At 69.6% G+C, this 19118-nt stretch carries 19 protein-coding genes and 2 pseudogenes; 7 read left to right on the forward strand and 14 right to left on the reverse strand.

The window, feature by feature from the left end; genetic code table 11:
• Positions 1–101: 101 nt before the first annotated feature.
• Positions 102–408: pseudogene (gene cas2e, locus ACIRON_RS05670) on the reverse strand (type I-E CRISPR-associated endoribonuclease Cas2e).
• A gap of 68 nt (positions 409–476) precedes the next feature.
• Between cas2e and ACIRON_RS05675 the strand changes: the two are divergent.
• Positions 477–689: a hypothetical protein gene (locus ACIRON_RS05675; RefSeq protein WP_402990092.1), complete on the forward strand. Its 213-nt coding sequence runs from the start codon at positions 477–479 to the stop codon at positions 687–689.
• Between the two features lie 29 nt (positions 690–718).
• Here ACIRON_RS05675 and cas1e read toward each other — a convergent pair.
• The 8 genes and pseudogenes from cas1e to ACIRON_RS05715 all read right to left on the reverse strand — a co-directional run.
• A pseudogene (gene cas1e / locus ACIRON_RS05680) lies at positions 719–1258 on the reverse strand (type I-E CRISPR-associated endonuclease Cas1e); the annotation flags it as partial.
• A gap of 93 nt (positions 1259–1351) precedes the next feature.
• Complete coding sequence (gene cas6e / locus ACIRON_RS05685) at positions 1352–2008, reverse strand: type I-E CRISPR-associated protein Cas6/Cse3/CasE (RefSeq protein WP_402990095.1); 657 nt, start codon at positions 2006–2008, stop codon at positions 1352–1354.
• Entirely contained in the window at positions 2008–2709 is a 702-nt protein-coding gene (gene cas5e / locus ACIRON_RS05690) for a type I-E CRISPR-associated protein Cas5/CasD (protein ID WP_402990098.1), read from the reverse strand. Before cas5e ends, cas6e begins: the two co-directional genes overlap by 1 nt.
• Positions 2706–3842, reverse strand: coding sequence for a type I-E CRISPR-associated protein Cas7/Cse4/CasC (gene cas7e, locus ACIRON_RS05695; protein ID WP_402990101.1), 1137 nt, complete (start codon positions 3840–3842; stop codon positions 2706–2708). The genes cas5e and cas7e overlap by 4 nt, the downstream gene beginning before the upstream one ends.
• Positions 3839–4483, reverse strand: a complete 645-nt coding sequence (gene casB / locus ACIRON_RS05700) for a type I-E CRISPR-associated protein Cse2/CasB (RefSeq protein WP_402990104.1) — start codon at positions 4481–4483, stop codon at positions 3839–3841. The genes cas7e and casB overlap by 4 nt, the downstream gene beginning before the upstream one ends.
• Positions 4480–6072, reverse strand: coding sequence for a type I-E CRISPR-associated protein Cse1/CasA (casA, locus tag ACIRON_RS05705; protein WP_402990107.1), 1593 nt, complete (start codon positions 6070–6072; stop codon positions 4480–4482). The genes casB and casA overlap by 4 nt, the downstream gene beginning before the upstream one ends.
• Positions 6065–8833, reverse strand: a complete 2769-nt coding sequence (cas3, locus tag ACIRON_RS05710) for a CRISPR-associated helicase Cas3' (RefSeq protein WP_402990110.1) — start codon at positions 8831–8833, stop codon at positions 6065–6067. The genes casA and cas3 overlap by 8 nt, the downstream gene beginning before the upstream one ends.
• Before the next feature lie 103 nt (positions 8834–8936).
• Complete coding sequence (locus ACIRON_RS05715) at positions 8937–9884, reverse strand: PLP-dependent cysteine synthase family protein (protein WP_402990113.1); 948 nt, start codon at positions 9882–9884, stop codon at positions 8937–8939.
• Between the two features lie 90 nt (positions 9885–9974).
• Here ACIRON_RS05715 and ACIRON_RS05720 point away from each other — a divergent pair, with 90 nt between their 5' ends.
• The 4 genes from ACIRON_RS05720 (at position 9975) to ACIRON_RS05735 (ending at position 13590) form a co-directional block, all read left to right on the forward strand.
• Positions 9975–10919, forward strand: coding sequence for an ABC transporter ATP-binding protein (locus tag ACIRON_RS05720; RefSeq protein ID WP_402990116.1), 945 nt, complete (start codon positions 9975–9977; stop codon positions 10917–10919).
• Positions 10916–11659 carry an ABC transporter permease gene (locus tag ACIRON_RS05725; RefSeq protein ID WP_402990119.1) on the forward strand — a complete coding sequence of 248 codons (744 nt, stop codon included), beginning with the start codon at positions 10916–10918 and terminating at the stop codon, positions 11657–11659. Before ACIRON_RS05720 ends, ACIRON_RS05725 begins: the two co-directional genes overlap by 4 nt.
• Before the next feature lie 13 nt (positions 11660–11672).
• Positions 11673–12887: a sensor histidine kinase gene (locus tag ACIRON_RS05730; RefSeq protein ID WP_402990122.1), complete on the forward strand. Its 1215-nt coding sequence runs from the start codon at positions 11673–11675 to the stop codon at positions 12885–12887.
• A 79-nt stretch (positions 12888–12966) separates the two neighbouring features.
• On the forward strand, positions 12967–13590 hold the full coding sequence (locus ACIRON_RS05735; RefSeq protein ID WP_402990125.1) for a response regulator: 624 nt from the start codon (positions 12967–12969) through the stop codon (positions 13588–13590).
• A 110-nt stretch (positions 13591–13700) separates the two neighbouring features.
• On the opposite strand, the gene ACIRON_RS05740 is transcribed toward ACIRON_RS05735, so the two are convergent.
• The 3 genes from ACIRON_RS05740 to ACIRON_RS05750 all read right to left on the reverse strand — a co-directional run bounded on the left by ACIRON_RS05740 (position 13701) and on the right by ACIRON_RS05750 (position 16352).
• Positions 13701–13976 (reverse strand): MoaD family protein, encoded by a 276-nt coding sequence (locus ACIRON_RS05740; RefSeq protein WP_008358635.1) that lies wholly within the window; start codon positions 13974–13976, stop codon positions 13701–13703.
• 32 nt (positions 13977–14008) lie between these two features.
• Positions 14009–14437 (reverse strand): Mov34/MPN/PAD-1 family protein, encoded by a 429-nt coding sequence (locus tag ACIRON_RS05745; RefSeq protein WP_402990128.1) that lies wholly within the window; start codon positions 14435–14437, stop codon positions 14009–14011.
• A gap of 82 nt (positions 14438–14519) precedes the next feature.
• Positions 14520–16352: an ABC transporter ATP-binding protein gene (locus ACIRON_RS05750; RefSeq protein WP_402990131.1), complete on the reverse strand. Its 1833-nt coding sequence runs from the start codon at positions 16350–16352 to the stop codon at positions 14520–14522.
• 73 nt (positions 16353–16425) lie between these two features.
• Between ACIRON_RS05750 and ACIRON_RS05755 the strand changes: the two genes are divergently transcribed.
• Complete coding sequence (locus ACIRON_RS05755) at positions 16426–16848, forward strand: MarR family winged helix-turn-helix transcriptional regulator (RefSeq protein ID WP_402990134.1); 423 nt, start codon at positions 16426–16428, stop codon at positions 16846–16848.
• 10 nt (positions 16849–16858) lie between these two features.
• Here ACIRON_RS05755 and ACIRON_RS05760 read toward each other — a convergent pair whose 3' ends face one another.
• Both ACIRON_RS05760 and clpS read right to left on the reverse strand, forming a co-directional pair.
• The gene (locus ACIRON_RS05760) at positions 16859–17449 is read right to left on the reverse strand and encodes a DUF2017 domain-containing protein (protein WP_402990137.1); all 591 of its coding nucleotides are present in this window, start codon (positions 17447–17449) and stop codon (positions 16859–16861) included.
• Complete coding sequence (gene clpS / locus ACIRON_RS05765) at positions 17449–17742, reverse strand: ATP-dependent Clp protease adapter ClpS (RefSeq protein ID WP_091049192.1); 294 nt, start codon at positions 17740–17742, stop codon at positions 17449–17451. Before clpS ends, ACIRON_RS05760 begins: the two co-directional genes overlap by 1 nt.
• Positions 17743–17768: 26 nt before the next feature.
• Here clpS and ACIRON_RS05770 point away from each other — a divergent pair, with 26 nt between their 5' ends.
• The gene (locus ACIRON_RS05770; protein WP_402990140.1) at positions 17769–19073 is read left to right on the forward strand and encodes a nicotinate phosphoribosyltransferase; all 1305 of its coding nucleotides are present in this window, start codon (positions 17769–17771) and stop codon (positions 19071–19073) included.
• Positions 19074–19118: the final 45 nt, after the last annotated feature.

Consider the following 19118-nt stretch of genomic DNA (forward strand, 5'->3'; position numbering starts at 1 on the left):
CGCGGGGAGCACACTTGATGACCTGGGAGAATAGCGCAGCGGTGGGGTGAACAGAGTTACTTTCGCCCCCGAGCCCGACGCATGCGGCCCACGCTGCTCCATCATTTCCGCAGCGCTGGCGGACGGTCACCTTCTTCCTGGGGGCGCCGCATGAGCATGAGGCCGTCGTGGTCCTCCGGGACCCAGTCATGACGGTGGACCTTGAAAGCTCAGGCCCTGCTCGTTGTCTCCGGAGTAGATCAGGATCGCGCGGCCGCCCTTGCAGAGCTCGAGGACGCGAAGCCACATCAGCTCCCGCACCCGCGCGGAGATCCGACCGACGAACACACCTGGACTGATCTCCAGGAGCCATCGGCTCAGATGGCCGCGGAGTCCGGCGGGGCACGCGGTGACCACGAGGACTACCACGGCATGTCTTCGACATCGTCGCCGTAGGAGACCCCGCCGGCGACCGTTCGGTCGCCGCCGTCCCAGAGGTGAACCACGTTCCACTCCTGCTCGGCATCGTCGGAGTCGGGCAGGAGGAGCCGCCGGATGTCCCGTACGCAACGCTCGAGCAGGCGACCGTCGCGGAGCTTGTCTCGGACCCGGTGCCGGGTCTCGCTGGCAACGTCTTCGGGGTTGTCGGCGGCGACGTCGAACGCGACCGGGATCGCGATCTCTGCCTTGAGAGGTCGGCGAAGTCATAGACGAACGACCGGGCGTGACCCGTGTGCACGAAGCCGGGGCCCGGGGAGCATCCGAGAGCGACGATCACCGCATGCGTGACACCGTAGAGGCAGGTCGTAGCGGCCGAGAGTGCTTGGTTGACGGGTGTGCCGGTGTCGAACTCTTCACGGTCGTACTCCCGTCGCGTCCACTTCACTCCCGTCCGTTCCGCGTGTGCCTTGTAGAGGCGGCGCACCCGGGCTCCTTCACGGCCACGAAGCTGCTGCATCGTCGACGTGCCGACGTCCTCCTCAGGAAACCGCAACGCGTACATCTCGCGGGCCACCCGCAGCCGTGCCGACTGGTTCGAGACGGCCATCGCCTGCGCCTCGAGCAGGTGCGAGGACTGCGACAGGCCACGCCCGTGGGCGTAGTACCTCACACCGCGCTCACCGACCCAGCTCGCCGATGCACCGCTCTCGACGAGCAGCGCCATCGCTTGATGACTGACGGCGGCCCCGGGGCCGAAGAGGAGAGCTCCGATCGTCGCCGCGGGGATGTGGACGACTCCCCCGCTGATCGGCAGCAGTGATCGCGTTGTCCTTCCGATGTACGACGCACCGCTCCAGGTAGATGAAGCTCAACCGGTCCTGCGCACGAACCAGCTCGGAGATGTCCACCGGCGCCGGACCGGGGAACTCCTTCATCGGGCCGGCGCCAATGTCATCAGGCCGCAGCCGTATCCCTTGGCCCGGCCAGCACCGCTGACCAGCATCGCGCGCAGCGCGTCGGGATCGGTGACCCGCAACAAACCGTCGAACGTCGCCGTCGCGAGGGTGACCGACCGAGAGCGGTCGCCCGTACGCCGCTCGAAGCTGAGGTGGCGTCGGTTGGTGACCGAGACGGCAAGGGTGTCGAAACCCCAGCCGGCGCTGCGCGAACGCAGCCACTCCTCCTGCTGCCCGACGGTGACATGCCCGTAGCGCTTGCCGCGGCCACCGTTCGGCGCCGGCTCGCTGCGCACCGGGTTGGCGGTGAGCCGGAAGACCCACTGCTGCTCCTTCTCGAGCCGCCCCAGGAACGCACCGGTGGCGACGGTCCGCCAGCCGGCCGCGGCCGCCGCCGGCCATCCCGCCTGCTCGACCAGATGGGTGAGCTCCGGCTCGTGCGGGCTGCTGATGAACAGCGTGCAGGTCGTCTCGTGTCGATCCACCCGCCACAGCACCCGACCGGCGTCGGAGGCGGCCGCGGTTCCCGGGACGAAGGCCGACATCACGGCCGCATGCATCCGTTGTGGGGAGGCGAGCAGGTGCCGCGTACCTCGGCGGGCGGGGTTGAGGTGCATCTGGGTCAGATACATCAGGCACCTCCGTACGCAGCGAAGAAGTCGGGCTCCGCCCGGCCCTCGGGGTTCGAGACGATGACGGGTTGCGGTCGCACCACGCTGCGCCAGCCGTACTCCCGTCTCACCGGGTCGAAGCTGACCGGGACGTCTCGCTGGGTCTCGGCGAGCGGGGCGGTCGCATCCCCGTCCAGGACGAGCTCCAGATAGACGTTCTCGCCCTGCTGCCGCCGATACCAGGCCGCGGCCTGCCACTCGACCTCTCGGAGGACCTGATCCAGATCGCCCTCGTGCACCCCCATGCTGATCTCCCCCGTCGGCACGCACGAACGCCGGCCGAGGTAGAGCGGGAACCGAGGCGCGCGAACGGCCTCGTGGAGTCCCTCGAGCAGCATCCGGTCACCGGCCACCGCTGCGACGAAGACCGCATCCGTGAGGTAGTAGCGGTGCGAGAGCGGCATCGGATCCAGCCGTGTTCCGGTGCGCCGGATCGCCGTATGGAAGTCCCGTTCGATGCGTCCCCGCTGATCGACCCGGACACCGAATTCCAGACCGGCGAGATCCTCGATGGCGTCGGTACGCCGCCTCCCTTCCGCTGCCGCGAGCAGGCCGATCACGCCGCTCTTCGTCGGTTCCGTGCGGGTGCTCCGCCTGGTGAACCGGCTGGCGTCGCCCCAGGCCTGCAGCGGTCCGGCCAGGTGGAGGAGCAGGACACTCACACCCGCTCCAGGAGCGCCTCGACCGTTCGCTCGCCCACCTGCTCGACGAGCCCGGCGAGGTCGACCCGCTCGCCGCAGCCCGCGAAGACGTCGCCGACGTCGGAGCCGCGAGCCACGACGTACGCCGCGGACGGCTCCGTCCCGTAGGCGGCGTCGGTCTCCCGCGCGACCCGGGCGAGCTCGGCGGCCGACTGCAAGGAGATGGACGAACCGGGCTTGGCGGCGACCGGCGTCTCGAAGGCACCGACCAGGTTCACCGGACGACGGGTGCGCACCTGGGCGAGCACGGCGTCGGGCAAGGTGTTGTTCGCGAACGTGTTGAGCTTCCCGGTCGGCATGCTGACGACGAACGAGCGTACGAACGCCTTGACGGCACGCGCGGTGTTCTCCGCGTCGCCGACGTTCTCGAGGAACTGGTCGAGGTTGATCGTCGCGTAGCGGTAGAGCGTGCTCGAGTTGAACTCGATGACGCCGATCATCCCGGCGCCGGCGTCATCCTCGTCGGGCTTGGCGTCGTCTACGGCGGTGAAGTAGTCGTACTCGGTCTCCACCGCGTGGGTGCTGATCGCGTGGGCGACCTGGACCGCGGCATCGACGTTGTAGCTGGTGTCGTCTGCCACCATCCGACCGAAGAGGGCGACCTCGATGCCGTTGCCGCCCTTGAGAGCCGCCTTCGCCGCGGCCTTGTCGATGTCGCCCCCGCGACCGTCGACCGCGACCCTGGCGAGGGCATCGAGCTGCTGGTTGCTGGCGAAGACCAGATAGCCGCTCAGATCCATGTCGATCCTGCCGTCGTCCTCCCCCTTCTTGCGGGTGGGCTTGGCGAGCTTGATCCCCGACGGGGCGAACGCCTTCCGAGCCAGCTCCAGGGCCTCCTCGGTGCTGATGGTGTCGTCGATGCCCTTGATCCGCTTGACCAGATCCTCGGCGATGTGACGGGTGCGGACGCCCCGATCGGAATCCTCGAGGTAGGCCTCGAAGTCCCTCCGGGTCGCGCGCTTCCACGCCTGAGAGCTCACCCGGGCCCGCTTGACGCCTCCGAAGGTGGCGCTCTTGGGGCTGCCCGTGTCGTCTCGGTTGAGGTTGCTGGACGGCACGGTCTGGAGCACGTGAACGTCGATGAAGGTGGTCACTGCTGGTCTCCTGTCTCGGTGGGTGTGTCGGCCTGGTCGCCGATCGGTCGATGGAAGTCGCGGGTCCAGCGCAGGCGCACGCCGGGCAGCCCGTCGGGCAGCTGGATCAGATACAGGTCCTTGGCGAGCCCGGCGTAGTCGAGCGGGATCCGCTCCCCTCGCAGCTGAGGAATCAACCCACGCAGATACTGGAGGGTGGCGTCGATGTCGTTGGCCCGGACCAGCGCCCGGAACCGGCGCTCGACGCCCGCAGACCTCGTGACGTACGCCAGCCGCGCGATCGAGCGGCCGAGAGCGAATCGGTGGCCGGGCTGATGCATCCCGGCATCGCGCCGCGACTGCTGGTGGGTGGCGAAGAAGGAGAGCGCCGCGATGGCGGCCAGCTCGGCCCGGCCGATCGCGTCACCTCTCCCCATGATCTGCTCGGGCATGCCGCCGAAGGCCTCCCAGGCGTCCAGTCCCAGGGAACCGCTGGTCGGGGTCACTCGGCGGAACCGGGCGAGCGTTGCCACCGCGGCCGGCGAGTCGTTCTGGTAGGCGCTCTGCAGGCCGGTCACTCGTCGGCCGACGTACTCGGTCAGCAGTTCCGTCGTGGTTCGGTTCGTGGCCTCGACCGGCTCAGCGGGTGGGATCGCGGTCATTCGGCTGCTCCTTTCTGAGGGGCGTACAGGTCTGGGAAACTCACGCGTATCTGTTTCTGGAACCGGCGCTCGGCGATGGCCGCGTCGAGATAGACGGTCTTCGCCGAGGGTCCGGACCCCCGGCTGACCTCCCGGCCGGTCACCGCCGCCGGCGTCGCGCCGTCGACGAGCTCTCGGGCAAGAGTCCGTACGTGCCTGGTCACCGTCCGGCGCCAGGCCAGCCGTGCCTCGTCGATGTCGGTGTCGGCGGTCAGGCTTCGCAGCCACATCCGGTACGGATGGTCGAGCGCGGCGTAGCCGGCTTCTCGGGCGATGGACTGGCGCGCCCCCGGGATGTCCCCCGATGCACCGCCTGCCTCGGCAAGCTCCTTCGCCAGGTCGCCGAGACTGCGCGCCCCACGGTCGGCGTCGCCCACCGCTGACACAGCAAGCGCACGCAAGACCGGGGATGCCACCACATCCGCTTCGAGCGCGAGACCATCATCGAAGCCTTCTTGGATCGACCCGCCGTTGGAGTCGAATTGGACGCCGACAATCCGCAGACCCACCAGTTGACCGGCCCCCAGCTGCTCATCCTCCCGCAAGCTGCTCAGCCACTGGCGCCACCGTCCGGGATGGAGTGAATCGTCGCCCACCTCGGCCAACAATGCGGGGAGACCCCTCCAGATGGTTCTCCCCGGCAAGTGCGTACGCGGCCGCAGAACGAGGCCCCCTGTTTTCTCTGAACGTCGCGACCAGTTCGTCATGAACTCCACGTGGTGCCTGTTATCGAGCGTGAGTGGCCGGCCCGGGCCGACGATGCACCTCATGACGCGGTCACCTTCATGCACGAGGCGTACCGTCCGGCTCTGCCACGTCAGCACGTCAACAGGACCCCGGGGGACGGCCCCCTGCTCGTCCTCTACGAGACCCGCCTCCCACGCAGCCGCGTCTCGACTCGGGTCTGAGTCCTTGGATGCGATCGGCAGATTGAGCAGCAACGTGTGAAAAAGGGTCTCCCCTTGGATCACGACCATTCCAAGCCCCCCGCACCAAGCAATCCGGGCAGAGCGCGACCGGTTCGGTCCGGCGGCAACAGACTTCGTCCCGCCTGAGTCGAACGCATGAAGGTGAAGCAGCCACCTCGCCGATTCAGCGAACCCCATGGTGTCCAGTGCCGCCCCGGTACGGGTCGTGAACAAACCCCGTCCTTCGCGCGGCTGGTCAGCGATCAGATTGGCGATGCCCTTGGTTCCGCTCTTCGGAGGCTGTAGCGACGCGACCTGATAGAACGGCGCAACCGGATGCAGGAGATCGAACCGGTCGGCCCAGCGGTCGAGGTACTCCTCGATCTGCGTGGGGTCGAGGTGCCCGCGGCGCCAGAGTCTCCCCCAGGCCGCAGTGCCGCGCTCCCCGGGGAGGCTGCGGCGCAGGATCGCCAGCAGCAGGCGCAGGACGGCGACATCCTGCGTCGGAAGCTCTCCGGCGATCATGGTGACCTCGTGGGCCCGGGCGAAGAGGTCTCGGAGGGAGAGCTCCGCCAAGGAACCGTCGAGGAGGCGTACGCGGATCCACGGCTGTGTCGTCAGGTCGAACGACGGGTCAGACATCGATGTCCTTTCGGATGACGACCAGTCCGTCGGCCTGGTCGTAGTGAAGGTCAAACTCACCGACGGTCGCGTTCCAGTCGGTATCGAGGTGGAGGACGAGCTGGCCGGCGAGCCAGCGAGAGCTCTGCCAGCCCTCGTGTCCCTGTGCTTCGAGCGCGTCGAGCGTGGCCTCGAAGGCGTACGGGGCCGTCATCTGGATCGGCAGCCTGACCGTGACCGCGGCCAGGGATCGCGCGATCCGGTCTTCGGGCGAGTCCCCCAGATCCACGGGCAGGACCCTCCCGGCGTGCTCGCTTCCGTCTGCGATGAAACGGACGACGCCGTCGTCGCGCTGGACCACGATCACTTCGAGGCCGTCCTCGGTGTCGCGCACCCGCGGCGCGCACCGAGGATCCTCTGCGTCGGCCGACGAATCCTCCAGCAGACCGACGAGGTGACCCTCGAGCTCGGGTAGGGATCGGAGCCGGAAGCCATCAGCTCGGACCCGGGCGTCGCGAGTCTTCTTCTCGTGCCGGTCGTCCGCCGCCCGCACCCGCTCGGCCCACCCGGGCGGCGCCTCGAACACGGCCGCGTAGGCCGCCTCGACCTTCGGTCGGACCTCGTCAGGAAGGGTCAGCGTCGAGACGGTCGCGGGTGCCAGGCCCATGACGGCCGCGGCACGGAGCAGGCGGCTGTCGCCGTAGACCACGGTTGCTCCACGAGCCGGCACCGGACCGTCCTCCGACCACTCTTGGACACCTCGGATAGCGGCCCGGGGAACGGCCAACCGCTCCGGGCGTCGTCGAACGTGTCGGTGGAGGCGGCCGAGCCGCTGGAGCACCAGGTCGGTCGGGGCGAGATCGGTGACCATCGCATCGAAGTCGACGTCGAGCGACTGCTCCAGGACCTGGGTGCCGACGACGATGCGCCGCAAGGGTCGCCGGGCACCGTCTCGGCCGAGCTCGGCCCGCAGCTCCGCCTCACGTTCGGCACGATGCGTGGCGATGAAGCGGGAGTGCACGAGAACGACGTCGCTGCCGTATCGCTCACGCAACGCCTTCGCAGCCTCCTGCGCCCGGCCGACGGTGTTGCAGATGACACCGACGCAGCCGCCGTCGACGAGCCACTCCTCGAGCAGCGCAACGAGGTCACCGGTGTCGTCCTCGATGCAGCGGAGCTCGACGCGGGTGGGCGTCGTCGCGGCGTCGACGGTGTGGAACTCGGTGCCCGACGTACTGACGCTGGTGATCATCGGGTAGGCCATAGGGGCGGCGAGACGTTGAGCGGTGAGCCCCAGACCGGCGCGGTAGCCGTTCACCAGCTCCTCACGCTGACTGCTCGGCAGCGTCGCGGAGAGGAGGACCACCGGAACCTCGTACGCAGCAAGCCACTCCAACGCCCGGCACAGGTACATCCGCATGTAGTCGTCGGCGGCGTGGACCTCGTCGACGATCACGACCTTGCCGGCCAGGCCGAGGTGGCGAAGCGTCACGTGCTTGGCCTGCAGCGCCATGAAGAGCAGCTGGTCGACGGTGCCCACGACCATCGAGGCGAGCACCTTCTTCTTCCGACCGGTGAGCCACGCCTGAACTTCGGCACGCACCCGAGCGGGCGGGTGGTCCTCGTCGTGGATATCGGCCAGCCTCCGCCGATGAAGGCTCTGGTAGTCGTCGTTGAGATCGGACTTGCCATGGGCCAGGTTGATGCTGGTGGCCCCGTCGCCGTCGAGGTGCCCGATCCAGTCGACGATGCGCGCGAAAATGCCGTCGGCGGTCGCCATGGTGGGCAGCCCAAGAAAGAGTCCCCCGGCTCCGAACCGCTCGGCCAGGACCTCGGCAGCCATCAACGCCGCCTCGGTCTTCCCGGAACCCATCGTCGACTCGACGATCACGAGCGGGGCCGTCGCGGCTCCTCGGGCCACCTCGACCGCCAACTGCTGGACCGGGCGGGTGGTGGCACCGAGGTGTGGGAACCGAGCAGTCAGATGGTCGTCCGGCCGGAGCGGCGGTGCCGCTGGAGACCAGTGATCCGGGAGACCGAGCTCCTTCCAGGCGAGCTCGGCGCGGGCAGCCCCCGCGGAGGAGTCGAACGGGAAGAGGTCGACGTTCGAGGCCAACCAGTCCGAGACGATGACCCCGCCGGTGAGCAGCGCCTGCGCGGTGGGAGTCAGTGCGCTGCCGGCCCATGCCGCGAGGTGTCGATCCGCGCCGGTGTAGGCAGCCATCCCGTCGAGGATCTCGACCTGCGCCCGACGCCATTCCCCGTCACCGAGCAGATGCGGGCGGTCCTTCAGCCAGGTCACCTTCTCGCTTGTCGGCGGCACGCCGTGATGGCCGCCCACGATGACCGCGTAGGTGCGCGCGACCCGGGCACCGGCGTCGTACATCTCCTTTAGCCATCGCTGCAGGAGGACATGCCCGACGAGTCCGTGGGTGGCCCGGCCGAAGTCTGCGGTGCTGACCGGAAGAACCAGTCCGTGGTCCCGCATCCGAGCGGCCAGGACCGGCATCTTCGCCGCGAACGGCGGCGAGCACTTCCCGACGTCGTGAACGCCGGCGAGCCAGCGGAGCAGCGTGCGACCGTCTCGGCCGGTCTCCGGAAGGTCTTTCTCGATGGCCTGCCGGACGTTCGGCGGCAGCCAGCCCCAGACGAGACCGGCGACGTCAGCCGAGTCGGTCAGGTGCTGGACCAGCGGCAGCCATGCCTGCGCTTCCCTGTCGGACGACTTGCCCCAGACCGACAGGACTGTGTCACTCCACCCCGATGATGTGCCGTAGACCACACCGGCACGTTAGGGGTGCCTCCGCCCGGAACCGCCCAGACCGTGACTTTCAATACCCGGGATACCCGATACCGGGGAGGGCCGGGCAGACCGGCGGGGTCGCTCAGGCCCAGAGCTGGCCCTCGAGACCTTCCTCGGCCTCGTCGATGGTGCCTTCGTACGCCCCGGTGGAGAGGTACTTCCAACCCCCGTCGGCGACGACGAAGGCGATGTCGGCCTTCTCGCCGGCCTTGAGGGACTTGGCGGCCTGGGCGAGGGCGGCGTGGAGGATGGCGCCGGTGGAGATGCCGGCGAAGATGCCTTCCAGCTCCAACAGCTCGCGCACCCGTCGGACCGCGTCGCGCGGACCCACCGAGAAGCGGGCATCGATGAGGGAGGCGTCGTAAAGCTCGGGGACGAAGCCCTCGTCCAGGTTGCGCAGGCCGTAGACGAGCTCGCCGTAGCGGGGCTCGGCGGCGACGATGCGTACCTCCGGCTTGGCGGAGCGGAAGTAGCGGCCGACGCCCATCAGGGTCCCGGTCGTGCCGAGCCCGGCGACGAAGTGGGTGATCGCGGGGAGGTCGGCGAGGAGCTCGGGGCCGGTGCCCTCCTCGTGGGCGAGGGCGTTGGAGGAGTTGCCGTACTGGTAGAGCATCACCCAGTCGGGGTGCTCGGCGGCGAGGCGCTTGGCGACGCGGACGGCCTCGTTGGAGCCGCCGGCGGCGGGCGAGGAGACGATCTCGGCGCCCCACATCCGCAGCAGCTGGCGCCGCTCCTCGGAGGTGTTCTCGGGCATCACGCAGACGATCCGGTAGCCCTTGAGCTTGGCCGCCATGGCCAGCGAGATCCCGGTGTTGCCGGACGTCGGCTCCAGGATCGTGCAGCCCGGGCGGAGCCTGCCGTCCTTCTCGGCCTCCTCGACCATGCGAAGAGCCGGGCGGTCCTTGATCGAGCCGGTGGGGTTCCGGTCCTCGAGCTTGGCCCACAGACGTACGTCGGGAGAGGGCGAGAGGCGGGGAAGCCCCACCAACGGGGTGCCCCCGACCGACGCCAGCAGGTTGTCGTAGCGCATGGGGTCCATCGTCGCATCAACCGATCGACTGATGCCCACTCGCGCCGATCGCCCGATCCGTGAGATCGCGTCACCGGCCACGCTGAAGGTATGCATCAGGAGCGAGAACCAGCGGTCGTCGTGGACGGCCTGCGCAAGACATTCGGCGAGAAGGTGGCGGTCGACGAGATCAGCCTGACCGTCCACGAGGGCGAGATCTTCGGCATCCTCGGCCCGAACGGAGCTGGCAAGAGCACGACCGTCGAGTCGATCGCGGGCCTGCGGGTCGGCGACCGCGGCCGGATCCGGGTCCACGGGATCGACCCGTGGACCGACCGCGCCGCGGTGACGGAGGTGCTCGGCGTACAGCTCCAGGAGGCGAAGCTGCAGCCGAGGATCACCGTTCAGGAAGCCCTGGAGCTGTGGAGCGCCATCTACCCCGACCCGGAGCCGTGGGCGCCGCTGGCCGAGCGGCTCGGTCTCGGGGCCAATCTGCGGCAGCGGTTCGAGAACCTCTCCGGCGGACAGCAGCAGCGGCTCTCGATCGCGCTTGCGCTGATCGGCCGGCCGCGGGTCGTTGTGCTCGACGAGCTCACCACCGGCCTGGACCCACGGGCGCGTCGCGAGGTGTGGGACCTGGTGCGCGACGTACGCGACCGGGGTGTGACCGTCCTGCTGGTCACCCACTCGATGGAGGAGGCGCAGACCCTCTGCGACCGGATCGCCATCGTCGACGCCGGCCGGATCCGGGCGCTGGACACCCCGGCGGGGCTCATCGACTCCGCCTCCGCGGCCACGATCACCACCTTCGAGACCTCGGTCGCGATCGACCTGGCCTCCCTGCGCGAGCTCGACGGCGTCACCGCCGCGCGAAGCGAGAACGGCACCGTCACCGTCGAAGGCGCCGAGGGGGTCGCGCTCGCGGTCGTCGAGGCGCTGCGTACGCAGGGTGTGGTGCCGCAGCGGCTCCGGATCGCCGCGGGGAGCCTCGACGCCGCCTACCTCGATCTCACCGACACCTCGCCCGAGACCGACGCCATGGAGGCGCTCCGATGACCAGCCCGACCGTTGCCGTGATCCGTACGGAGTCCCGGCTCTCCGCCCGCGATCGGCTCTCGCTCTTCTGGGTCGTACTGTTCCCGAGCCTGCTGCTGGGGGTGCTCGGGGCGATCCCGAGCTTCCGCGAGAACAGTGCCGACCTCGGCGGCCGGAGCCTGCTCGACGTCTACGTGCCGGTCACCGTGCTGTTCTCCATGATCGCCGCCTCGATCATGACGATGCCACCGACGCTGACCAGCTACCGAGAGACCGGGGTGCTGCGGCGGCTCGGCACCACACCGGCCCGCCCCTCCACGATCCTGCTCGCCCAGGTGCTGATCAATGCCATCTTGGTGACCGCATCCTCGGTGATCGTCATCGTGCTCGCCCAGGTCGTGTTCGGGACGCCGCTGCCGGAATCGCTCGTCGGGTACGTGGTGGCCTACGTCCTCGCCCTGGTCGTCTCGCTCGGGATCGGGGCCGTCATCACGGCCGTCTCTCCCAACGCCAAGACCGGGCAGGTCGTGAGCATGGTGTTCTTCTTCCCGAGCATGTTCACCGCAGGTGTCTATGTCCCGATCGAGACCTTCGGGGGCACGGCTCGAGACATCATCTCGCTCACGCCCTACGGAGCTGCCTCCAACGCGCTCAACGACGCTGCCGGCGGTACCTTCCCGCACCTGGTGGATCTGGCGGTGATGGGCGGCTGGGCGGTCGTCCTCTACCTGATTGCCGTGCGCACCTTCCGCTGGGAATGAGAGGGTCCTACCCATGACTTCGGCCGTCGAGCTCGAGCAGCAGTGGGACCGCAACCTGAAGGTGCTGCCCTTCGTGCTGCTCGCGCTCGCCACCGTCATCTGTGTCGCGACCTTCCCCGCGATGGGGCCGGTCACCGTCGAGACGCGGATCGCCTTCGCCGTGCTCGTGGCCGCGACCGCGGTGTGGACCTGGCGGTGGACCTATGTCTACGCCCGTCCACATCCGGTCGCCTACATCGGACGGACGCTCCTGGTCGCCGCCCTCACCGTGCTTCATCCGCTGTTCTGCATCTTCGCCTGGATCGGGTTCCTGGACGCCTTCGACTCGTTCCGGGGCCGGTGGCGGTGGGTGGCGATGGCGGCCACCGCGTTGATCATGGCCACCGGGCAGGTCGGCGGGCCGCCGCCGTACGACGAGAAGTGGCAGGCCGCACTGTGGCCGGTGCTGTTCGTCGTCAACTTCGGGCTGGCCTCGCTGATGGGTCGCTACAGCATCCACCTCGACACCGTCAGCCAGGAGCGGGCCGACACCATCACCCGGCTGGAGCGCGCGCTCGCCGAGAACGCGGAGCTGCAGGAGCAGCTGCTCGCGCAGTCACGGCAGACCGGCGTACGCGACGAGCGCGAGCGCCTCGCCCGCGAGATCCACGACACCATCGCCCAGTCGCTCGCCGGCGTCGTCGCCCAGCTCCAGGCCGCCCAGGGGTCCGACGACGCCGAGGACGTACGCCGCCGGGTGGCCCGGGCCACCGAGATGGCCCGCACCGCGCTGGTCGAGGCCCGGCGCTCCGTGCAGGACCTGACCCCCGCCGAGCTGGCCGACGCCGGGCTCGTCGACGCGTTGTCGGCACTGGTCGCGAGCTGGCGCGACGACCACGGGACCGAGGCTTCGTTCGTCGTCGTCGGCGATGCCGTCGCCCTGCACTCCGAGGTCGAGGCGACCCTGTTGCGGATCGCCCAGGAGGCCCTCGCCAACGTCGCCAAGCACGCTTCTGCGCAACGGGTCGGCGTCACGCTCACCTTCGACGCGGCCGAGGTCATCCTCGACGTCCGCGACGACGGCTCCGGCTTCGACCCCACCGCTCCGGTCCGCGGCAGCTCCTTCGGCCTGGGCGTCATGCGCGACCGCGCCCGGCGCCTGACCGGCAGCTTCACCGTCGAGTCCGCACCCGGCGACGGCACCGCCGTCTCCGCCCGCATCCCCGCCCTCCCCCGAGGACCCGCCTGATGCCGAGACGTCACTTACGCAGATCGAGACGTCAGTTGTGGAGATCGAGACGTCAGTTCCGACGAACCGAGGAGGCCGCATGATCCGGATCGTGGTCGCCGACGACCATCCAGTCGTACGTGACGGAGTGGCCGGAGCGCTGCAGACCGAGTCGGACTTCGACGTCGTCGGCCAGGCCGGCGACGGGGCCCAGGCGCTCGCTCTGGTGGATTCACTGGCGCCGGACGTACTCGTCCTCGACCTGCGGATGCCCGGCACGGGCGGGGTCGAGGTGATCGAGCGGCTCCGCGCGCAGGAGTCCGGGGTCGGCGTACTCGTGCTGACCACCTTCGACACCGACTCCGACGTCGTCGCGGCCATCGAAGCCGGCGCCACGGGCTATCTCCTCAAGGACGCACCGACCGCCGACCTGGTCGCGGCGGTCCGCGCGACCGCGGCGGGCGAGACCGTCCTCTCCCCCGCGGTCGCGACCCGGCTGGCCTCACGCCTTCGCTCGCCCGGCCCGTCCGCGCAGCTCAGCCCACGCGAGCGCGAGGTGCTCACCCTCGTCGCCCGCGGCACGACCAACCGCGCCATCGCGGCGTCGCTCTTCGTCAGCGAGGCGACGGTCAAGACCCACCTGGGCCACATCTTCGACAAGCTCGGGGTCACAGACAGAGCAGCCGCGGTCGCACGAGCGTACGACCGCGGCATTATGGGGTGAACAACTGCCGGATGCTGACCGAGGTAACTCGGTCTGGAGTCACTGCCCTCGCGGAACTCCACGAAGGAAGTGAGTGCTCACCGAGTTACCTCGGTGAGCATCCGCACAGCTCAGCAGCCACCGGCGACGGCGGGCAGCACGACGACCTGGTCGCCGTCCTTGAGCTCGGCGTCGAGACCGCCGATGAAACGTACGTCCTCGTCGTTGATGTAGACGTTGACGAAGCGGCGCAGGTCGCCGTTGTCGATGAGGCGCTCCTTGATGCCGGAGTGGTTCGCCTCGAGGTCGTCGATGAGCGCACTCAGGGTCTTGCCCTCGGCGCTGACTGCCTTCTCACCGGCGGTGTAGGTGCGGAGGATGGTCGGGATCTTGACCTCGATGGCCATGGGTTCGTTCTCCTAGATGTAGGTGGTGCGCGTCACGACAACGTCGCGACGATGCTGATTTCTTCCTCGGTGACGTTGCCGTCGACGATCCGATAGGACCGGAACTCGACCGGGCCCGTCTCATTTCCGTGCTCGCGGGTGCTGACCAGCACGTAGTGCGCGTTCGGCTCCATCGCCAGCCCGATGTCGGTGCGCGAGGGGTAGGCCTCGGTCGCCGTGTGGGAGTGGTAGACCACCACCGGCTCCTCGTCGTTCGCGTCCATCTCCTTGTAGAGCTGGAGCAGATCGGTCGAGTCGAACTCGTAGAAGGTCGGCGAGCCCGCGGCGTTGATCATCTCGATGAACCGCTCGGGCCGATCCGAGCCCTCGGGCCCCGCGACGATCCCGCACGCCTCGTCGGGATGGTCGCGCTTCGCGTGGGCGACGATCGCGTCGTACGTCGCCTGGTCGATGGTCAGCACGGGATCAGCCTAGGCGGACCCGAACCGGATCCTGAACGTGACCGACCCTCGGACTCCGGCCGGCAGCCACCCACCGACCGTGCTAGGCGGCCGCGGTGAGGCCACCGCGGACGAGGTCGGCGTAGGCGCCACCCCGCAGCAGCAGCTCCTCGTGCGTGCCGACCTCGACGACGCGGCCGTGGTCGAGCACGGCGATCTGGTCGGCGTCGCGGACGGTGGAGAGGCGGTGGGCGATCGTGATCGTCGTACGCCCCTCGGCCAGCCGGTCCAGGGCCGCCTGGACCTCGCGCTCGGTGGTGTTGTCGAGCGCGGAGGTGGCCTCGTCGAGCACGAGCACACGGGGGTCGCGCAGCAGCGTGCGAGCGATCGCCAGGCGCTGCTGCTCACCGCCGGAGAAGCGGTGGCCGCGGGAGCCGACGAGGGTGTCGTAGCCCTCGGGGAGCCCGACGATCAGGTCGTGGATCCGGGCCGCCCGAGCAGCCGCCTCGATCTCGGCGTCGCTCGCGTCGGGGCGGGCGTGGCGCAGGTTGTCGCGCACGCTCGCGTGGAGCAGGTAGGTCTCCTGGGTGACCATGCCGACGTTGGCGGCCAGGTCGGCCAGGGTCAGGTCGCGCAGGTCGACCCCGTCGAGCAGGACCCGGCCGGAGGTCGGGTCGTGCAGCCGCGCGACCATCCCCGCCAGCGTCGACTTGCCCGATCCGGTGGCCCCGACCAGCGCCAGCGAGCCGCCCGCGGGCACCCGCAGCGAGATGTGGTCGAGGACGGGTTGCGCGCCGTCGTAGGAGAACCCGACGTCGTCGAGGACGACCTCACCGCGAGCCTCTCCCAACGGCACCGGGGAGACCGGGTCGTCGATCTCGACAGGCAGGTCGAGGTATTCGAAGATGCGCGAGAAGAGCGCCAGCGAGGAGGTCACGTCGACCCCGACGTTGAGCAGCCCCATCAGCGGCCGGAACAGCGAGCCCTGCAGCGAGACGAAGGCGACCAGGGTCCCGATGGTCAACGCACCGGAGGTCGCCGGGAACCCCGCGGCGAGGTAGAGCGCGGCCGGCACCGCGGCGAAGACGACCTGCATGGTCGCCATCCGCCACCTCCCGGCGAGCTGGCTGCGTACCTCCAGACCGACGAGGTCGTGGGAGGTCTGCTCGAAACGGGAGGCCAGGGCCGGCGCGGCACCGAGGGTCTTGGTCAGCAGGATGCCGCTGACCGAGAGCCCCTCCTCGACCTGCACGTGCAGGTCGACCATCTTCGCCTGGCGCTGCGTCGTCACCGCGTAGCGCATCTGTGCCACCTTGCGGGTGGTCCACACCGCCGGCGGCAGCACCACCAGCGAGATCAGCGCGAGCCGCCAGTTGAGCGCCATCATCGCGACCACGGTGCCGGCCACCACCGTGACGTTGGCCGCGATCGAGGTCGCGGTGGAGGTGACCACCGACTGCATCGATCCGATGTCGTTGACCATCCGCGACTGCACCTCGCCACCACGCGTACGGGTGAAGAAGTCGAGCGACTGGCGCTGCAGGTGTCCGAAGAGATCGGTACGCAGCCGGTGCATGACCCGCTGGCCGATCTCGGTCGAGATCAGCGTCTGGGCCACCCCGAGGGCGGCGGACGCGATGGCCACGAGCACCATCGCGGCGACGCATAGCACGAGCAGCGTGGTGTCACCCTCGGGCAGGGCGGTGTCGATGACGTGCTTGACCAGGAACGGCTGCGCCAGCCCGATCACCGAGCTGATCACGATCAGCGCCACGACGAGAAGCAGGCGCCCGCGGTAGGGCGCGAAGAGGCGCGCGATCCGCCGCAGCGAGACCGGCTGGGCCTCGAGCTGGGCGCGATCGGCGCGCTTGGTGCGTGGGTCACGGCCGGAGCGGCCGGGTCCACCGGAAGACTTGTACGGGTGCGGGTCACTCATCCGAACACCTCGATCCTATTTACTGAGGTTGACTCACAATGAGGCTAACGCGCGATGGGTTAGGGTTATTCCTGTGGACGAGACCGCCGACCTGCTGATGGCGGCAGCGCGCGCCCTTCGCCGCCGCTTCGGCGAGGCAACCGCCCGTTGGGGGATCACCCCCTCGCAGGGCCGAGCCCTGCGGATCGTGCTCGCCGCCGACGAACCGATCCGGCTCTCGGCACTCGCGGAGCGACTCCGCATCGTCCCGAGGTCGGCCACCGAGGTTGTCGACGGCCTCGAGGGCCACGGCCTGGTCGCGCGCCGGCCCGATCCGGCCGACCGCCGGGCGGTCTGCGTGGTCGCGACCGAGGAGGGCGTACGCCTGGGACGGCTGATCGAGGATGCCCGTCAGCAGGCCGCCGACGAGCTCCTGCGGCCTCTGCCGGAGGAGGACCGGGCGACGCTCACCCGCATCCTGGTCACCCTGCTGGACGGTCGTACGGCCGGACGCTAGGGCGCCTCGGTCAGGACGCCGCCCACAGCGCCTCGACCATGGTCTCCTGCAGGATCCCGACCCACTGGTAGATCCCGTAGACCTGGCCGGCGGGGTCGTCGTCGGTCAGCGAGTCCCAGAAGTCCTCGTCACCCTCCTCGACTCCGAGCCGGGTCGCGAGCGCGAGCCGGATGTCGGTGAAGGAGCGCATCCACGCCTCGGCGTCGGGGATCGGGAGCTCGACGTCGATGACCAGCCCGTCCTCGTCGAGCTCGGGCGGGAGCCCGGCCTCCTCGAGGGAGTCGATGATCGTGGAGGCGGCCCTCGCCTTGCCATCGCGCAGCCCACCCTCGGTGAACCGCCGAAACTCCCCGGCGGCCTCTTCGTCGTTGCCGTAGGCGGAGGGGAAGAGCCGCTTCAGCACCGGGTCCTCGGGCTCGGTGGTCGGCCCCGAGAAGTCGAGCAGTGCCTCGAGGGGGTCATCGCTCTCGGCCGGGGCGGCGACCTCGTTGCGCAACAGCTCGACGAGCTGCGAGGCCAGCGAACGGAGCAGGTCGGCCTCGAACCCGGAGAAGGTCGCGATGATCTGCTTGCTGCGGCGGTGGTAGCTGAACCCGCCCATCAATCCTGCTTCTCCAGGGTCGCCCACAGCCCGTATTCGTGCATCGCCTGCACGTCGCGCTCCATCTCCTCGCGACTGCCCGCGGAGACCGCCGACTTGCCGTCGTTGTGCACCTCCATCATCAGCTTCTCCGACTTCTTCTTGGAGTAGCCGAAGTACTTCTGGAAGACGAAGGTGACGTACGACATCAGGTTGACCGGGTCGTTCCAGACGATGGTCACCCACGGCGTCGCGGGCGCGACGAGGTCGTCGACCTCGGGCTCGTCGAGCTCCACAGGGCTTGGCGCGCTCATGGCATCCATCGTGCCACGATGTGCCCGTGGACTCGACAGCGGACTCGACCGCGCTCCTGACAGATCACTACGAGCTGACCATGCTCCAGGCCGCCCTGAAGGCGGGCACGGCGGAGCGTCGCTCCGTCTTCGAGCTGTTCCCCCGGCGCCTGGCCGGTGGGCGGCGCTACGGCGTGGTGGCCGGGGTCGGGCGCGCGCTCGACGCGCTCGAGGCGTTCCGCTTCGGCTCGGAGCAGCTGGCGATCCTGGAGGGCGTCGTCGACGGCCCGACCCTGGAGTGGCTGGCCGGCTACCGCTTCACCGGCGACATCTGGGGGTACGCCGAGGGCGAGACCTTCTTCCCGCACTCGCCCCTGCTCGTGGTCGAGGCCAGCTTCGCCGAGGCGGTCGTCCTGGAGACGGTGCTGCTCTCGATCTACAACCACGACTCGGCCATCGCCACCGCGGCCTCCCGGATGACGATGGCGGCCGGTGAGCGCCCGTGCATCGAGATGGGCTCGCGCCGCACCCACGAGGCGGCCGCGATCGCCGCCGCCCGAGCGGCCTACGTCGCCGGCTTCACCGCCACCTCCAACCTCGCCGCCCGTGCCCGCTTCGGCGTGCCCACGACCGGCACCTCCGCACACGCCTTCACCCTCCTGCACGACACCGAGGAGCAGGCCTTCCAGGCGCAGGTCGCCTCCCTCGGCAGGGGCACCACGCTGCTGGTGGACACCTACGACATCGCCGAGGCGGTGACCAAGGCGGTCGAGATCGCCGGTCCCGAGCTCGGTGCGGTGCGGATCGACTCCGGTGACCTGGGGCTCCTCGCCCATGACGTACGCCACCAGCTGGACGGCCTCGGCGCGACCGAGACGAAGATCATCGTCACCAGCGACCTGGACGAGTACGCCATCGCCGGCCTCGCGGCCGCCCCGGTCGACGGCTACGGCGTCGGCACCCAGCTGGTCACCGGCTCCGGCCACCCGACCGCCGGGTTCGTCTACAAGCTGGTCGCCCGCGAAGGCGCCTCCGGCGACCTGGAGCCGGTCGCCAAGAAGAGCGCGTCGAAGGCGTCGATCGGCGGCCGGAAGTACGCCCTGCGCCGCCGCAACCGCAGGGCCACAGGAATAGACACGGCGGACGCCGAGGTGATCGGCATCGGCACCGCACCCGAGGGCGACGGCAACGACCGTCCGCTCCTGACCCAGCTGGTCCACAAGGGCGAGGTCGTCGGCCGCGAGCCCCTCGACGCCGCGCGCGACCGCCACCGGGCCTCGGTCGCCGAGCTCCCGGTCATCGCCCACTCGCTCCTGAAGGGCGACCCCGCGATCCCGACGCTCTTCCAGTAGAGCCGGTCTAGTGGTGCGTCCCCGAAGTTCCTGGGCGCTTCGCGC

This window comes from Nocardioides sp. NPDC101246, assembly GCF_044767415.1.
GTDB lineage: Bacteria > Actinomycetota > Actinomycetes > Propionibacteriales > Nocardioidaceae > Nocardioides.

Coding starts and splice junctions, on each gene's coding strand:
- cas6e (WP_402990095.1), bottom strand. CDS start 2,008: ATGTATCTGACCCAGATGCACCTCAACCCCGCCCGCCGAGGTACGCGG.
- casB (WP_402990104.1), bottom strand. CDS start 4,483: ATGACCGCGATCCCACCCGCTGAGCCGGTCGAGGCCACGAACCGAACC.
- casA (WP_402990107.1), bottom strand. CDS start 6,072: ATGTCTGACCCGTCGTTCGACCTGACGACACAGCCGTGGATCCGCGTA.
- ACIRON_RS05715 (WP_402990113.1), bottom strand. CDS start 9,884: ATGCGCTACGACAACCTGCTGGCGTCGGTCGGGGGCACCCCGTTGGTG.
- ACIRON_RS05720 (WP_402990116.1), top strand. CDS start 9,975: ATGCATCAGGAGCGAGAACCAGCGGTCGTCGTGGACGGCCTGCGCAAG.
- ACIRON_RS05725 (WP_402990119.1), top strand. CDS start 10,916: ATGACCAGCCCGACCGTTGCCGTGATCCGTACGGAGTCCCGGCTCTCC.
- ACIRON_RS05730 (WP_402990122.1), top strand. CDS start 11,673: ATGACTTCGGCCGTCGAGCTCGAGCAGCAGTGGGACCGCAACCTGAAG.
- ACIRON_RS05735 (WP_402990125.1), top strand. CDS start 12,967: ATGATCCGGATCGTGGTCGCCGACGACCATCCAGTCGTACGTGACGGA.
- ACIRON_RS05740 (WP_008358635.1), bottom strand. CDS start 13,976: ATGGCCATCGAGGTCAAGATCCCGACCATCCTCCGCACCTACACCGCC.
- ACIRON_RS05750 (WP_402990131.1), bottom strand. CDS start 16,352: ATGAGTGACCCGCACCCGTACAAGTCTTCCGGTGGACCCGGCCGCTCC.
- ACIRON_RS05760 (WP_402990137.1), bottom strand. CDS start 17,449: ATGGGCGGGTTCAGCTACCACCGCCGCAGCAAGCAGATCATCGCGACC.
- clpS (WP_091049192.1), bottom strand. CDS start 17,742: ATGAGCGCGCCAAGCCCTGTGGAGCTCGACGAGCCCGAGGTCGACGAC.